Here is a 16,862-nt window from a genome sequence, read left to right on the forward strand (position 1 = left end):
TGACCGCTCACTCGAGAACGGGACGAGAGAACGCGATGGCTGATGTCGACCCCGGCGGCGGCGCACCGGAGCACCAGCAGCGGCCGGACAATGCGCGGAGTGGACGCCGGGCCGCGCGCGGCGCACTGATCGGTCTCATCCGTACGTTCCTGCGACCCTACGCGGGACGGCTGGGCATCATCGCCGCCCTCCAGATACTCCAGGCCGCCGGCAACCTCTATCTGCCGACCCTGAACGCGAACATCATCAACAACGGCGTGGTCAAAGCCGATCTCGGGTACATCTTCCGGGCCGGCGGAGTCATGTTGGCCATCACCGTGGTGCTGTGCGCCGGTTCCCTGGTCACCCTGTACCTGTACTCGTGGGTGTCGGCGTCGGTCGGGGCGAACATCCGCACCGCCCTCTATCAGCGGGTCCAGTCCTTCTCGGTCATCGACCTCAACCGGTTCGGGGTTTCGTCACTGACCACCCGCGGCGTGAACGACGTCCAGCAGGTGCAGCTCTTCCTCCAGGTTGCGCTCAGCCTCCTGCTGATCGCGGTCGTCACGACCGTCGGCGCGGTGATCCTGGCGCTGGGTCAGGGTCCGGGGCTGTCGCTACTGCTGGGCGTCACCCTGGCAGCCATGCTGGTGCTCTCCGGCTGGGTCATGTCCCGGCTGGTGCCCATGTTCGGCGTGGTCCAGGTCAGGACCGACGGACTCAACCAGGTGCTGAGGGAGCAGATCGCCGGGGTCCGGGTGATCCGAGCCTTTCTTCGTACGCCCTCGGAGACCGGCCGCTTCGACCGGGCCAACAGAGACATCACCGCCGCCACACTCCGGGCCGGCCAGGTATTCGCCCAGGTCACGCCGCTCGTGCTGGCCATCACCAACCTGGCGAGCGTGGGCGTGGTCTGGTTCGGCGGCAAGCTGGTCGCCAACGGCTCGATGCCGATCGGCAACCTGGTCGCGTTCCTGCTCTACATCCTGCAGATCCTGTTGTACGTCGGGGTCGGGATGACCGTCCTGCTCCTGCTCCCCCGCGCGGTGGCCAGCGCGCAGCGCATCCAGCAGGTGATCGACACCGTGCCGGCGATCGCCGAGCCCTCGGACCCGGTCACCCCGGAGACCCACACCGGCGCGGTCGAGTTCCGACACGTCAGCTTCGGGTACGCCGGAAGCGAGCGTCCCGTCCTGAACGACCTGACGTTCGCCTTGCGCCCCGGCCAGACCAACGCCATCGTCGGTGGGACCGGCAGTGGCAAGACCACCCTGCTCAACCTCATCCCTCGGTTCCTCGACACGACCGAAGGCGCCGTGCTGGTCAACGGGGTGGAGGTCCCCGGACAGTCGATCGAGCAGCTGCGGGCCGGGATCGGGCTGGCGCCCCAGACGGCCCAGCTGTTCGCCGGCACGGTGGCCGGCAACCTGCGCTTCGGCCGGCCCGAAGCCAGCGAGGAGCAGCTGTGGCGGGCGTTGGAGACAGCCCAGGCACGCGAGTTCGTCGCTGGCCTACCCGGACAGCTGGACGCCCGCGTCGAGCGGGGCGGCACGAACCTGTCCGGGGGTCAGCGCCAGCGACTGTCCATCGCACGGGCCCTCGTACGGCGCCCGAGTCTGTACCTCTTCGACGACTGCTTCTCGGCCCTGGACGCGACCACCGACGCACACCTGCGAGCAGCACTGTTCACCGAGACCGCCGATGCCACCGTGGTCATCGTGGCCCAACGGGCGAGCACGGTGCTCGACGCCGACCAGATCATCGTCCTGGACGGCGGACGCATCGCGGGTGTCGGGACCCATTCGGAGCTGATGGCCGACTGCCGGGCGTACCAGGAGATCATCGCCTCGCAGCACGGCTGGGGAGCGGCCGCGTGAGCGCCGCCACGGACGTCGGCGAGCGGCGACCGGACCGGGAGCGCGCCGTTCTTCCCCGGCTGATCGCCCTGTTCCGGCCCGAGCGGACCCGGGTGGTGATCGCGTCCGTGGTCGGCACGCTCTCGGTCGCTCTGTTGGTGGTCGGTCCCGCCCTGCTGGGCCGGGCCACCGACATCCTCTTCGACGGCATCGTCGGTGCGAGGCTGCGCCCGGGCGACACCAAGGACCAGGCCGTGGCGGACGTGCGCGCACACGGTCACGATCAGCTCGCCAACATGCTCACCGGGATGGACCTGCATCCCGGCACCGGCGTCGATCTGGGCCGAATCGGTCGGGTACTCGGGCTCGTGGCCCTGGCGTACCTGCTCAGCGCTCTCTTCAGCTGGCTACAGGCCCGGCTCCTGACCGGCACCGCCCAGCGGACCATGTACGAGCTGCGCAAGAAGACCGAGGAGAAACTGACCCGCCTGCCGGTGCGGTACTTCGACAGCCAACCGCGCGGCGAGATCCTCAGCCGGGTCATCAACGACATCGACAACATCAACACCGCGCTGCAGGAGGGGCTCAGCCAGTTCCCCACCCTGGTGCTCACGGTCGCGGGAACGCTGATCATCATGTTCTGGATCTCGCCGCTGCTGGCCGTCGTCTCCGTGGTGACGATCCCGGTGGTGATGGTGGTGACCGTGCTGATCGCGCGCCGATCGAAGGTCAGGTTCACCGCCCAGTGGAGTCAGACCGGCGAGCTCACGTCGATGATCGAGGAGAGTTACGCCGGTCACGCCCTGGTGCTGGCATACGGGCAGCGGGAGTCGATGACCACCGAATTCGGGTCCCAGAACGACCGGTTACTGCGGGCCGGGTTCGCCGCCCAGTTCCTGTCCGGCGCGATCTTTCCGGCCGTTGTGTTCGTGGGCAACCTGAACTACGTCCTCGTCGCCGCGGTCGGGGGCCTCCAGGTCGCGGCCGGGGTGATCTCCCTCGGTGCCGTGCAGGCGTTCATCCAGTACGCGCAACGGTTCACCTCACCGCTCATCCAGATCGCCGGCCAGACCAACGTGCTCCAGTCCGGAATCGTGTCGGCGGGGCGCGTGTTCGAATTGCTCGACGCACCGGAGGAACCGGTCCTTCCTCCCCTGCCGACCGCGCACGGCGATGGCGCAACCGCGCCGGTTCGACTGAGCCCCGTCCGCCCCGCATCGGTTGCCCGCAGGCTGTCGCTGGACGGCGTCAGCTTTCGCTACGAGCCGGACACCCCGTTGATCGAGGACCTCACACTGGAGGTGGCCCCCGGGCAGACGGTGGCGATCGTCGGCCCCACCGGAGCGGGCAAGACCACGCTCGTGAACCTCCTCGTGCGGTTCTACGAGATCTCCGGCGGCAGGATCCTTCTCGACGGTGTCGACTACCGGGAGCTCAGTCGGGACCAGGTGCGCGCGTGTTTCGGCATGGTGCTGCAGGACACCTGGCTGTTCCACGGCACGATCCGGGACAACATCGCCTACGGCAAGGAGGGTGCACGGGACCGGGACATCCTCGACGCGGCCAGAGCCGCCCACGTCGACGATTTCGTCCGCACCCTTCCCGACGCCTACGACACGGTGCTCCAGGACGACGCGTCGAACATCTCCACCGGCCAGAAACAGCTGGTCACGATCGCCAGGGCCTTCCTGTCCGATCCCGGCATCCTGATCCTCGACGAGGCGACCAGCAACGTCGACACCCGCACCGAGACGATGATCCAGGCGGCCATGGCCCGGCTGCAGCACGGGCGGACGAGTTTTGTCATCGCCCACCGACTGTCCACCATTCACGCGGCCGACACGATCCTCGTCATGGAGGCCGGCCGGATCGTCGAACAGGGCGCCCACCAGGAGCTACTGGATCGGCGCGGCTTCTATCACGACCTGTACACCAGCCAGTTCACCCACACGCTCACCCGGTGAGCACAGCTCGACCGACGAGGTGGCTCCGTGCGCATCGGCATCACCGGACATCACGACCTGACCCCGGGGACCGCGACATTGGTGGCGGAGGCGCTCCGCACGGTGCTGGCCGGCATCCGACGCCCGATCGTCGGGGTGACCTGCCTCGCCAGGGGCGCCGAGGAGGTGTTCGCCCGAGTGGTGGTCGAGCTCGGTGGTGAGATCGAGGTCGTCGGGAACGAGGCTCTGCTCACCGGCGTCGATGCGATCGTCGCGGTGTGGGACGGCCGGTCGTCACCGGATCCCAGTGGCACCGGCGACATGGTGGCCGCGGCGAGGGGCCGAGGTCTCTTGGTGGCGGTGGTCTGGCCGGCCGGAGCCGCTCGTGGCTGAGTGGCGGATCGCTGTCGGGACGCGAACGCGCCGCCTCCCGCGACCTACCCGAGGTGCCACACGAGTCTGTGATGAGCTGGATACGGATAGCGCCGCGAGCGCGGCCCTGGTTGTGGGCCCACTCGATCATGGCCGAACCGAGGCAGCCGGCCCACTGGGCGGGAGCGACGCTGAGCAACACCGTCCCCAGCCCGACCTCGGCCAGCTCGACCGATATCGAGATGGCTCGACTGTTTCTGTCCCGAATAGGCATCTATCCGGCGAACCGGCCGGAATAGGAGCCGCTCGTCCAACGCCGGTGGCCGCGCAACCCCAACAGCCGCAGCTGCCCGCGATCTCCCCCGCGCTGTTCAACGCCGTCGGTGACTCGTCCATCCTCTACGGCGCCCAGCGGCCTCGCCTGCTGCCCTCGGACTTCCGCGTCCGCACGCTCGACGGTGTCGCCGACGACCGGCCACTGTTCTGTGCCGAGCTGACGCCCTACTACGCCGAGTCAGCCCGGCGATCTCGCCGACATGGGTGCGGGTCGCGCCGGGGCGCCACAGCCCGTCCTCGGCGACCTTGTACACCCGATTGACCAGTCGGCGATGTCGGACATCAGGTCGACATCCGCTGCAGCCGAGGCAGGCAGTTCTTCGATCTCGGTCATCGTCTTCCTTGAGGTTTACGACGCTCCGACGGCAACCCTGAATGCCACCGCACACCGCGGCAAAGGACGCCCGGCAGATTTCCGGGTCGTCAGGCGGAGAACTCGTCGGCGACCAGCGCGGCCAGCTCGAGGAATGCAAGTCGCGTGTCCTTACGCATCGAGCTCAGGTTCAGCCTGCCGCCGGTAGCCAGATGCGGGTCGTGCGGAACTTCCACCACCGCGCGGCATCGAGTCGCGAAATGTGCACGCACCCGGTCCCGATCGATCTCTGGGCTTCCCCGGTCGCAGCAGAGCACTACGACGGAATCGGCCACCTGCTCGGAATAGTCATGGGCCACCAGCCAGTCCAGTGTCTTGGACGCCCGTGATGCACCATCCACGGTGGGGGCACCCACTATCACCAGCGAATCCGCCAGCGCAAGCGTTCCCTCCATCGCCGAGTGCACCAGGCCGGTACCCGAGTCGGTGATGATGATGTTGTAGAACCGGGCGAGCACCGCACACACCTGCTCGTACTCAGCCCGGTTGAACGCTTCACTCATCGCGGGGTCCTGCTCGGACGCCAGCACCTGCAAACGACCAGCGGTGCTCGTGTAGTGCGACACAGCCGAGAGTGAGTCGATGCTGTGGATGTTGTCCAGCATGTGCCGAACGGTCACGCCTGTCTCGCTGGTCAACCGGTCGGCCAGTGTCCCGGCGTCCGGGTTGGCGTCCAGCGCCACCGTCCGGTCACCTCGGTACTCCGCCAGGGTCAATCCGAGCACCGCTGACACCGTGGTCTTGCCGACCCCACCTTTCAGCGAGCTCACCGCGATCTGGTGCGCGCCGGGCAGGTGCCGCCGAATCCGTCGCAACAGTACGTTGCGCGCTGCCTCCGCCTCGCCCAACCCAGGGTTGATCAGCCCTCGCGTCGCGCTGTGCAGCAGATTGCGCCACCCTGCCGCCGGCCGTTCTCCCCGAGAACGAACGATGGTGTCCTCGTTGAGCTCAGCGGCGCTGACCGCGAGGCCGTCCTTCGGCGCGCTGAAACTGACCACGCCGCCATGCACGCTCTTCGGCGATCGGGTGAGTTCATCGCGAGACGACTCGGCCTCAATGCTCATATAGACATCGCTCTCCGGCCACTCCGGTGACCCTTTACGGAATCAGCACTCTCAGTCGGCGCGGCTAGTCAGCGCTCCACCGACACAGCAAAACATGTACCACTGAACGTTCCGCAGATAATTCGCAAACGCTGTATTTGCGATTTGGCACCAGCCTTCGACCTTGTGGAACCCGCCACGAACACTATGACCAAAACGGTGACCTGGCTCACCGCCAACCTGATAGTTAAGCCCTCGACGCCGCCCGATACGGGCTGTGACCGAACAAATGCGGCATAACTTGTGGAAAGGCTTCACAGTGCGCCCACGGCTGGGTTCAGACGTCAGATTTGTGCGATGCCCTGATGGCGTGTGCCTAACCGAGAGACCCCACACGCTGGGAGTCGATGATCAGCGGACCTACGCCGAAGAGATCGAGTTCATTCACTACCGCCTCGACCCAGCCGAGTACCGCCTCGAGCAGTTGCGTCGCGTCCAGGTGGTCGCCCCGCACGCCGAGGCACCCGCCCTCACCGACGTCGCCGAGCGAGCTCGACGCGATCCGTCACAGTCAGTGTCCATTCGGCCGGAACCCGCCGAACTGCTCGTCGAGGAGATCGACGTCGTCCTGCACATCCAAGATTTGTACGGCGTGTCCGCCGACGAGCTGGTTCACCAGTTCGTCGAACGGAGGTCATCATGAGTGTGACCAGCAGGTACGGCGGTGTACGAACGGTCCTCCACAGCGACGTCAGACACTGTGCCGACAATCCGGTCGCGAACAAAACCTACCTTTTCGGGGTGCCGATGAGCCCCGTGCCGGACAGACAGTCGAGTGATGACCCATCGTGGCAGCGTGGCGACAGCGGGACGGACATACCCTCATTCACCCGCGACGTCGACTCCCTCGTCGGCAGGCAGGACGAGATTCGGGCCATCGACGAGTTGATCAATACGGCGCGCGGGGGCGGCGGCGGTGTACTGGTTCTGCGCGGCGAGGCGGGTATCGGCAAGAGCACGTTGCTCGATCACGCGAGGAACGCCGGGTCGGACTTTCAGGTGCTCCACGCCACCGGGTCGCAGTTCGAGTCGGAGCTACCGTTCGCGGCCCTGCACCAACTGTGTCGGCCGTTGTGTTCACCCACGCTTGATTTTCTGGGCACCTTGTCTGCCCAACACCAGGAGGTCCTGCAGGTGGCCTTCGGCCTTGCCGATGGTCGACCGAGTGCGTTCCGGGTGGGCCTGGCTACCTTGGAGTTGCTGGCGTGCGCGGCTCGGGAGCGTCCGTTGTTGTGCTCGATCGACGACGCCCAGTGGCTGGATGCGGCCTCCTCGAAGGCGTTGGCTTTCATCGCCCGACGCATTGACGCTGAACCGATAGCCGTCACGGTGGCGATGAGGCCGGGTGGAGCAGGCAATGAGCTGGGCGGGTTGCCCGACATGGTGCTCGAAGGTTTGAGCGACTCCGATGCACGGGCGTTACTGGCGGCAAAGAGCCGGGTGATACTCGACGAACAGGTCCGTGACCGGCTCGTGGCCGAGGCACGCGGAAACCCGTTGGCCCTGTTGCACCTGCCCAGAGCCGACAGCTTCACCGGCCCGGACGTCTGCGAGCTGCCCGGCAGGATCGAGCGGGGATTCGCGGCGCAGCTGGTCGATCTGCCGGTCGAGGCCCGCCAGTTGCTGATCATCGCCAGCGCTGACCCCACCGGTGACCCCGGCTTGTTGTGGCCGGCCGCGCGGCTAGCCGGCATCGACGTGGCCGGTGCCAGTACAGCGGTGACCGCCACCCAGCTTGTCGAGTTCTCCACCAGGGTCTGTTTCTGCCACCCGCTCGCCCGGTCGGCGATCTATCTGGCCGCCGACGACGATCAGCGTCGTAGTGCCCACCAGGTGCTCGCCGAGACCACCGACCCTGCTCGGGACCCGGACCGACGGGCCTGGCACCGAGCACGGGCCAGCACCGACCCGGACGAAGATCTCGCCGCGGAGCTGGAACGGTGCGCGTCCCGCGCCCAGTCACGTGGTGGCATAGCAGCTGCGGCGGCGTTCATCGAACGCGCCGCCCAGCTGTCCCTCGACCCGGCCAAGCGGACCGAACGGACGTTCGCGGCGGCACGAGCCTGGATGGGCGCCGGCGCGGCCGATAAGGCGGAGGAACTGCTCACGACAGTGAGCGAGGCAGGCCTGGACGAGCGCCAGCACGCGGAGTGTGATCTGCTGCGAGGCCAGGTGGCCTTCATCCGACACATCAACAGCGATGGCCCCAGGCTCATGGTCCGCGCCGGTCAAAAGCTCGCGACGGTGGACCCGCAACGGTCCCGTGAATGCTTCTTGGACGCGCTCGAGATGAGCTTCGCCGTTGGTCGGCCGAGTGGCGTCATGGACATGGTCCTCGCGGCGGCGCGGGACTCAGCGCCAGCACCACGAGCTCCGGACATCCTGGACGCACTGACCCTGCTCACCACCCGGGGACACCGAGCCGCGGTTCCGTTGATCCGCAAGATTCTCGACGGCGACGATGCTCCACTATGGACCCAGCGACCAGCGATCGCGGTATTGCTCGCGGCCGAGCTGTGGGACCCGCACACCCACTGGGCGATCATCGAGTGGCTGATGAAGACCGGCCGTGAGTCCGGTTCGCCGATCGTGCTGCGCCTGGGTCTGGCCCAGGTGGCCTCCGGCGCCGCGCTGAAAGGCGATGTCGGACAAGCGATGGCGGCGCTCGCCGAGGAGGAAGCGCTCGCCGACGCGATCGGCGGAGCGCCGGTGTACTACGCCCGGCTACAACTGGCCGCCCTGCGCGGTCGACGCCGCGAAGCACTCGACCTGATCGCGCGGGCCACGGACGCCGCGACCGCACGCGGCACCGGACAGTTGATCGCCAACGTCCACTGGGCGTCGGCCGTGTTGCACAACGGCCTCGCCGACTATCCGACCGCGCTGACCGCCGCCGAACAGGCCGTCTCGTCCGGCGAACTTTTCCTCACCGGATTCACGTTGCCCGAGCTGGTGGAGGCCGCGGTGCGATGCGGTCAGTACGACACCGCCACCACGGCATTGGACTCGTTGACCGACCGCACCGACGCCAGCGCAACCGCGACCGGTTTGGGTATCGCGGCATACTCCCGAGCGTTGGTCACCGGAGTCGAGGACCATTACCAAGATGCTCTCCGCCATCTCAACAGCAGTTCACTGCTGCCCTATCGGGCACGAGCCCACCTGCTGTACGGGGAATGGCTGGGCCGTGAACGGCGAAGACAGGACAGCCGTGTGCACCTACGCACCGCCTACGAGCTGCTGTCCGGAGCGGGACTAGAGGCGTTCGCCCGCCGAGCTGCCACCGCGCTACGCGCCACCGGAGTGAAAACCGACGGCCCGGCCAACCGTGCCTACGACCAGCTCACGATGCAGGAAATACACGTCGCGCGGCTCGTCGCCGGCGGCGCCACATCCAACGAGGTCGCCGCTCGCCTCTTCATCAGTCCCCGCACCGTCGACACCCATCTGCGCAACATCTTCCGCAAACTCGGCATCACCTCACGTAAGCAGCTCAGACAGCGACCGGATCTGCGCACCGAGCAGGATTCATGATGCCGCGACGCTTCGCCAGGGCAGCTCCGTGTATACGCGCCACCTCCCATGTTCGGCTCTGGCACAGATGCGGTGGTGGGCCGGGTCGGGTGAGCAGAATCCGCTGCCGGAACAGTGGGAAGCCGGCGTGGCGCGGGGACGGCGCGCTCGGTCTTGACGCGGCCCTGGTTGAGGTAGCGGACCGGCAGGCTCGCACTGCCCGTGTAGCCGCGCTCGCGGATTTCGGCCAGTAGCCGGGTAGTCGCCACGTTCGGGTCGGCGGCGAGCCGACGCGCGGGTGATCGCGGTGTGGGTCCACCACCGTGGGTCCCCGACTGCTCGCGCAGCCACGCGGCCAGAGCCGCGGCTCGCCGGTCGGAAAAGACAGAGCCGCACTTTGACAGTCCCCCAGCGGGTGACTGCTTCGACGGCAGCGTGAGCAAGCATCATCCGCGCCGCCGGGCCGAAACCTCATCAAGACAATGATCGACACCATGACTGACCGAGAAATGGATCGGAACTTGAGACAACCATGACCATAAACATCTGCACCGGCCGACCTCCAGGGCTTTGACAAAAAGGCAGCGCGTTGTGTCAACAATTTGTTAATGGTGTCGAGCTAGGTTGGAAGTCCTTGTCCGTGGGAGGCGGTGCAACATGGTGCCGGATGAACAGACTCGGCCACTCACCACGGCATCATGGCCCGTTCGGCAGCGCGGGCCATCAGACCCCGACCGTTCCGCCAAGCCCTCGATGCGACGCCGAAACCGACACGCCCTAGCGCTGAAGCTAGGAGTGCTGGTCCTGGTCGCCTGCACCGCCCTCGAGCTGGTCATCGCGGCGTCGGCATCCGCCGATCCCGGTGCAGGACTCTGGTTCCACTCCGATCGTGGACCCAGCTCCACCCAGGCCCTCGCGCCGGTGCCTGTCCCCGAGGCACCACACCCGGTGCCCGAGCCACCAGCTCCCCAGCCGGCCGCACCTCAAGAGCCCGAGCCCGGCACGTCGTTGGCGCGGAACCCGGCAAAAGTGCTGCACATCTGGCTGACCGGATACTCCTTCCAGGACAACACACCACCCGGTTCGGCCATCGTCAGTGCCCCCGCGGTGCACCGAACAGCCGGCGGCACCGGGACCTACACCGACCCCATCACGGTGGCGGTACCCGGGCACGCGGACGAGCGCACCATGGCATGGCGCAGCGGGACCTTGTTCTACCTGCCGACGGTCCAGCGCTACGCGATCGTGGAGGACTCCGGAGCCAGCCCGGCGCCCTCCGGACAGGATGGCCACCTGGATATGTGGGTCGACGGCCAAGGTGACAGCAAGACCGCGAGCGACCGCTGTATGGACCGGATCACCGGGGTCGGTATCCCGGCCATCATGGACCCGCCACCCGACCAACCGGTCTTGGTCGGCCCCATCACCTCGAACGGCTCATGCCTCATCCCGAAGAACAGCAATTAGATCGTCTCACTCAGCCCCCTGCCCCCGGAACGCCCCCGCACCACCCGCCCCGAAACCGCACCGCGCACCCGCCGTCCACACCGCCCTGTCCGCACACCACGCGACATGACCACGCAGTGCGCGGAGTCGCCGCGCTGTGTGGCCCACCACGAGTCGGCCACGCCACTCAAGACGCTTTCCAGGAGGCCTGGTCCGCGTAGATACCAGGTATTTCCTTCAGCTGTCGCCGGGACTTGATACTGAGTTTCCGGAAGATGTTGCGCAGGTGCGCGTCGACCGTGCGGGGGCTGATGAACAGGCGGGCCGCTACTTCATTGGACGTCACACCGGTCGCAACCAGGCGTGCGATATGCAGCTCCTGCATGGTGAGCTGGTCGTGGGTCTGGTCGGTTCGGCTGCGCGCTTTCGCCCCGGTGGCTCGCAGCTCGTCCGCCGCGCGGCGGGCGAATGCCTCGGTTCCGGATGCGGACAGCAGTTCGTGGGCGGTGTGCAGCTGCAACCGGCAGTCTTTTCTGCGGCCCTCTCGTCGTAGCCATTCTCCGTACAGCAGGTGGCCGCGCGCTCGGAAGGGAACCAGGGGGGATCGTCGGAGATGGTGGAGGGACTCTTGGTAGTCATCCTCGTTTCCGGTCACCAGGGCTCGGACGTACGCCGCGGTGCCAAGGCCCATTGCCGTTCCGCTGGCGTCGGTGCGTTCGGTCAACGCTTCCAGTGCGGTGTTGGCGGTGTCGTACTCGCCGCATCGCACGGCGGCCTCCACCAGCTCAGGCAGAGCGAACGCACTGAGGAACACGTCGTTGTGCGCGGCGGCCTGCTTCGCCGCGGCCAGCGCGGCCGGGTAGTCGGCCAGGCCGTTGTGCAACACGGCCGTCGCCCAGTGGACGTTCGCGATCAGCTGTCCGGAACCGCGCGCGATCGCCGCCGTCCTGGCCTTCTCGATCACGTCGAGCGCCTCGTCACGTCGTCCACGCAGCGCGGCAAGCTGCAGCCGGGGGTAGTACACCGGCTCGCCGCCGGTTGCGTCGGCGAGCGCTTCCTCCTCGGCGATCGCGGACATCGCTCGCCCGATGTCGCCCTCCAGCGCCGACTCGGAGGCGAGCTGAGCCAGTCCCAGACGCAGGATGATGGGCGAGCCCGACTCGCGGCCGGCCTTGAGCAGCCAGTTGATGATCGCCCAGCGCGCGTGCGGGTCCCACAAGCCGGCCGCGACCATGACTGCGAGTGCGGGCCGCCGTGTCCACAGCGGGGTGTCCGTGCCGTCGAGAATCGTCCGTAGCAGCGGGGCCGCCGCGTGATGCCCGCGTGTGGTGAGCAGCGCCAGTGCGTCGATGATGTCCGGCGGGTGCTCGGCCGACCTCGAGGACTTCGCGGCCGACTGTGCCGCCGCGAGAACCATCTCCATCGCGCCGCTGGGCCGGCCTGCGACGAAGCTCATCTCGAGTGCATCGACGAAGCAGTTTCGGGAATGCTGCGGATCCAGCTCGGCGAGCCGCTGACCGGCACGAATCATGAATCGCGGCCCGTCGGCGTCGTGCCGCCGCAGGAATGCGATCTGGCCTCGCACCAGATCCACCTCAGCTTGCTGCCGGACGTCCAGGTCTGAATGCTCGACGACCGTGAGCAGCTCCGACGCCGTATCAAGAGCACCCGCATAGAACTTGGCCTTCGCGGCCGCGAGCGTCCGTTGCCTCCGTTTGGCCGGATCGAGCGACAGCTGTGCCGCGCGTTCGATGAACGCCGCCGCCGCGACGACACCACCACGAGCATGGGCACGAGTCGCGGACTGTTCCAGCTCTTCCGCCACATCCTCGTCCGGCCCGCTACTGGCCCGGGCACGGTGCCAGGCACGCCGGTCGGGATCTGTCGCCGGGTCGGTGACCTCCGCCAACGCCCAATGAGCGAGACGCCGCTGGTCGGCGTCGGCCGTCAGATACACCGTGGAGCGCGCCAACGGGTGGCAGAACCGAACGCGCGTTGAGAACTCGACGAGTCCGGTTCCGGACACGATCGCGCTGGTGGCGGTCACGTCCACGCCCATTCGCTGCGCCGCCGGCCACAACAGAGCGGGATCACCCGTCGGGTCGGCGCTGGCGATCGTCAGCAGTTGGCGCGCTTCGACCGGCAAGCCGACCAGCCTCGCCTCGAAGCCCTGCTCGATCCGGGTCTGCAAAGCCGACGTCGCTGACAGAGCGAAACCGTCGGGCCTCGGCAGCTGCAGTAACGCCAATGGGTTGCCCCGCGCCTCCGCCAGCAGCCGGTCACGCACCTGCTCGTCCAGCATCGCCTGGCCTTTGGACGCCAAAAGAGCCCGAGCGTCACTATCACCCAAGCCGCTGACGACCAGACCCGGTAGCTCGTCCAACTCACTGGGGGAACCCGGTAACCGAACCGCCAGCACCATCGCTACCGGCTCGACACCGATCCGACGGGCGATGAACGCCAACGCCCTCGACGATGCGTCATCCAACCACTGGGCGTCGTCGACGAGACACAGCACCGGGTTCCTCCGAGCCGCGCATGCCAACAGCTCCAAGACGGCCAGGCCCACCCGAAACGCACTCGGTGGGCCCGCGGCCAGCCCGAACGCGACTCGCAGAACATCCCGATGCCGGACCGACAGCTCATGGAAGTAGCCGAGCGAAGGCGCGGACAACGGTCGGCACAGCTGCTGCAGCGCGGCGAACGGTAGTTCCGACTCGAACTCCGACCCGGAGGCACGGAGCACCTGAAATTCCGGCACCGCCGCCTGTGCGTGGTCCAACAACGCACTTTTGCCGATACCCGCCTCGCCACGCAGGACCAGCGCACCACCCAATCCGCCACGCGTGGCGGCGACCAGGCTCTCGACAGCCCGGACCTCGTCCCGCCGCCCAACGAGAGAACCATCAGGGCGAATTAACGACGGCATAACATCAACGCTAACGCCACTGTGCGCACAGCTGCACCATCTATCGCTTCACAGTAGTCTTGACAGACGGACAGACCGAAGGTAAAGAGCGTCCGCTCGACAAGACTGCGCCCGACGAGAGCTCTGAGGTCTTCCGCAGGTAGCAATGGCATCAGATTCGAGAACTTTCTCCAGTAAGAGAAATTCAGACTACTCCACTGGGCCAGCTCGCGCGGGGGCCGCGTGACGTGCGAATGGTTACTCGATTGATCAACACCAGCGATACTCACGCGACCCACGCTCGCCGGTCACCGACCTCGCGCCTCGATGCACAAGGCGCTGCCCGTTCGACGAGCCGTCAACATGCCAGCCCATCGATCACTAGCGTTATAACAAATGGTTCGACCAGATGCAACGGCGCAAATTTGCGCAACTTTTCGCACGGAGGACGGCCGAGACCGATGCCAGCCGGGCCGAGGATGCACTCCCCTTGCAGCTCCAGCTCGTGCCCGGCCCACGTCCCTGTGTCCACCGGAATCCGTCGCGGTCGCATGGACTACCTAGGCAGACGGTGGATCTACGTAGTTTTCACCGACGCGAGAGCGTCGAGCTCCGACCGACGATCACTGCGGTGCCTAACAGCCCACTGATTTACACCAATACCAAGTACACCGAGTCGACCGGGAACCTCGGCGGCATCGAACTCGCGCAGGGCGATTGCACACGACCCGTGAGGGACGTCGGCACACGAACATCGCGGAGAGCACAGTCGGGACCAACTCCTGCTGGCTTGTCACGAAGTGTCACCACACCTGCCGCGAATCGGCGCCGCGGCGTGCGGGATCCATGTACAGCCGTGTCGGTTGACGTAATCGAACACGTCCGAAAATGCAGAAGCCATGAGGGGCAACCGTGAGTTTCAAGTTCTGCATCCTGGGCCCGGTACGAGTCTGGCGTTCTGGGTTGGAACTGACTGCTGGGTCTCCGCAACAAAAGGCGATCCTGACACTCCTGCTTCTGCACCGGGGAAGATATATCCCGTCAGACGCTTTGATCGAGAAGGTCTGGGGCGCCAACCCGCCGGCCTCGGCGAACTCGACGGTTCGGGTCTACATCTCGAGGCTCCGCAAGCTGCTCGCCGGTACGTCCGGCAGATCGGCGATCCACTCGGACCACAGTGGCGGCTACTCGCTGGAGTTGGACCCGGCAGACGAGTTCGACCTCGTCACACTCGACAACTTCCTTGACGAGGCACTCCACGCACGCGAGGCCGGGGACCCGTCGCGGGCAGCGAGACTTCTCTCAGAGGCACTGTCCATCTGGCAGAGCCCCTCGCTGGGCGGGGCTCGGGGCGCGTTCGTCGATGCTGAGCGCCGCCGTCTCGAGGACCTCCGAATCGATACCCGCGAGAAGCATGTCGAGCTGCACATCGACCTTGGTAACTGTGCACGGGTTCTCCCCGAGCTCGAAGAGCTCGTTCGGATCGCGCCGTTCAACGAGAGACTGCGAGCGCTTCAGATGCTCGCCCTGTACAGATCCGCGCAGCAGGCCGATGCGTTGGCCGTCTATCGCGACCTGCGGCATCTCCTACGCGCAGAGCTCGGCATCGAGCCGAACCACACCCTTCAGGATCTCAACCAAAGAATTCTGGAGGCAGATCCTGCCCTCATGGGCACGAACACCCAACTCGCCCCGAAACCCACATTACGATTGGCCGAGTCGAGGGAATCCGGCGTCGAGAATCCCCCGGCCCGACCGGCGCGTACACCATCGTGCTCGGCGGTGAAGGGCATCCGCTCACGGCTCTCGACGGGTTTCCGCGAGAACCTCCGCCGAAGCTTTGTCGGGCGGGCTCCGGAGCGCGCGAGCTTCTCGTCCGCGTTGAACGACGGCCCGACGAAGGTGCTCTTCTTCCACGGACCGCGTGGCATCGGGAAGTCGACGCTACTTCGTTACCTCGCCGACGAGGCCGAACAGCGTGGGCGCAACGTGGCGTACGCCGACGCGCGAATGGTGAAAGCCTCTGGATTCGCCTTCTTCGACTTCCTGCGGGCGGCCCGAGACGACCCGAACTCGGTCGTTCTGATCGACAACTTCGAGCAATGCCAAGAATTCGAGAGCCGGCTACACGAAGAACTGCTACCCGAGTTCGCCGACGGTGCGATTATCGTCCTCGCCGGCCACAACCCGCCGAGTATGCGGTGGCAGACGGACACGTGGTGGACCGGGCTGCTGGAGGTCCACCGACTGCGCGACCTGAGCGATAGCGAGACACGCGAGTTCCTGAGTGCGCGTGGCTGCCCGCGCAGGCATCTCTCGGACATTGTGTCGCTGGTCGGCGGCAACCCCCTCGGACTTGCACTGGCCGCGGCCGATCGACGGAACGCGCAGAGCTTTGCCGGCGAAGAATGGAAGCCGAAACAGGGCTTCGTGCACGAGCTGCTGATGGCACTCGTCGATGCGACGCTGACTCCGGAGCAGGAGCGCACGCTCCAAGTGTGCGCCCAGGCACACGTCACCACCCCGGCCCTCCTCCGTACCGTACTGAACGGCAGCGATTCCTCGGCCTTGTTCGCCTGGTTGTGTAGCCAGCCATATACCGCCATCACCGACGACGGCGTTCGCCCCTACGGAATTGCTCGCCGACTCATCAACGCCGATCTTCGAGCGCGCGACCCAGAGTATTACCGAGAAATCTCCAACATGGTGCGATCATACGGTTCTGGATACGTCCAGGTCCGCAGTCTCGAGAAAGCTGCCGGGACCTGAACACCACCTCCGTGATAGGAATTCCCGTCGAACCAATGGGAGCGATGACGGCGAACGAGAACGAGCCCGAGGTAGATCTGATGGCAGGCCGAACAGAACCTGCGGACGGCCCGGCAGCAGCTGGCGAGCTCCACGGTGGAGGGCTTCGGCGGCGGTGATGCCGTACGAGCCATCCTCAGCGGTATCCGGCGAGGTTCAGGACGTGATCATCAGTCCGTGTGCTGTGGAGTCGGTCCGGCTCGGTGACCTATCGCAGATGGTGGT

Annotated in this window: 10 protein-coding genes; 8 read left to right on the top strand and 2 right to left on the bottom strand. The window is 66.5% G+C overall.

What is annotated here, in order from left to right:
- Positions 1-35: 35 nt before the first annotated feature.
- The 4 genes from G406_RS0108105 (at position 36) to G406_RS56665 (ending at position 4,748) form a co-directional block, all read left to right on the top strand.
- The gene (locus tag G406_RS0108105) at positions 36-1,856 is read left to right on the top strand and encodes an ABC transporter ATP-binding protein (RefSeq protein WP_084215865.1); all 1,821 of its coding nucleotides are present in this window, start codon (positions 36-38) and stop codon (positions 1,854-1,856) included.
- The gene (locus G406_RS45370) at positions 1,853-3,799 is read left to right on the top strand and encodes an ABC transporter ATP-binding protein (RefSeq protein ID WP_051341811.1); all 1,947 of its coding nucleotides are present in this window, start codon (positions 1,853-1,855) and stop codon (positions 3,797-3,799) included. The genes G406_RS0108105 and G406_RS45370 overlap by 4 nt, the downstream gene beginning before the upstream one ends.
- 27 nt (positions 3,800-3,826) lie before the next feature.
- Positions 3,827-4,171, top strand: a complete 345-nt coding sequence (locus G406_RS0108115) for a hypothetical protein (RefSeq protein WP_028933456.1) — start codon at positions 3,827-3,829, stop codon at positions 4,169-4,171.
- Positions 4,172-4,469: 298 nt separating this feature from the next.
- Positions 4,470-4,748, top strand: a complete 279-nt coding sequence (locus G406_RS56665; RefSeq protein ID WP_156934726.1) for a hypothetical protein — start codon at positions 4,470-4,472, stop codon at positions 4,746-4,748.
- Positions 4,749-4,909: 161 nt separating this feature from the next.
- Here G406_RS56665 and G406_RS45375 read toward each other — a convergent pair whose 3' ends face one another.
- Positions 4,910-5,857 (bottom strand): MinD/ParA family ATP-binding protein, encoded by a 948-nt coding sequence (locus tag G406_RS45375; RefSeq protein WP_051341812.1) that lies wholly within the window; start codon positions 5,855-5,857, stop codon positions 4,910-4,912.
- 415 nt (positions 5,858-6,272) lie between these two features.
- Between G406_RS45375 and G406_RS0108125 the strand changes: the two genes are divergently transcribed.
- From G406_RS0108125 to G406_RS58325, 3 genes are all read left to right on the top strand, one after another.
- Positions 6,273-6,605 (top strand): hypothetical protein, encoded by a 333-nt coding sequence (locus G406_RS0108125; protein WP_028933457.1) that lies wholly within the window; start codon positions 6,273-6,275, stop codon positions 6,603-6,605.
- Between the two features lie 104 nt (positions 6,606-6,709).
- Entirely contained in the window at positions 6,710-9,496 is a 2,787-nt protein-coding gene (locus G406_RS0108130; RefSeq protein WP_084215875.1) for a helix-turn-helix transcriptional regulator, read from the top strand.
- Positions 9,497-10,270: 774 nt separating this feature from the next.
- Positions 10,271-10,942 (top strand): hypothetical protein, encoded by a 672-nt coding sequence (locus G406_RS58325; protein WP_051341813.1) that lies wholly within the window; start codon positions 10,271-10,273, stop codon positions 10,940-10,942.
- A gap of 166 nt (positions 10,943-11,108) precedes the next feature.
- On the opposite strand, the gene G406_RS45385 is transcribed toward G406_RS58325, so the two are convergent.
- Complete coding sequence (locus G406_RS45385; protein WP_037075684.1) at positions 11,109-13,850, bottom strand: helix-turn-helix transcriptional regulator; 2,742 nt, start codon at positions 13,848-13,850, stop codon at positions 11,109-11,111.
- 891 nt (positions 13,851-14,741) lie between these two features.
- Here G406_RS45385 and G406_RS53740 point away from each other — a divergent pair.
- Positions 14,742-16,598, top strand: a complete 1,857-nt coding sequence (locus G406_RS53740; RefSeq protein WP_084215867.1) for a BTAD domain-containing putative transcriptional regulator — start codon at positions 14,742-14,744, stop codon at positions 16,596-16,598.
- Positions 16,599-16,862: the final 264 nt, after the last annotated feature.

Source organism: Actinospineispora spinosispora DSM 44797, assembly GCF_000429025.1.
In the GTDB taxonomy this organism is placed as follows: domain Bacteria; phylum Actinomycetota; class Actinomycetes; order Mycobacteriales; family Pseudonocardiaceae; genus Pseudonocardia; species Pseudonocardia spinosispora.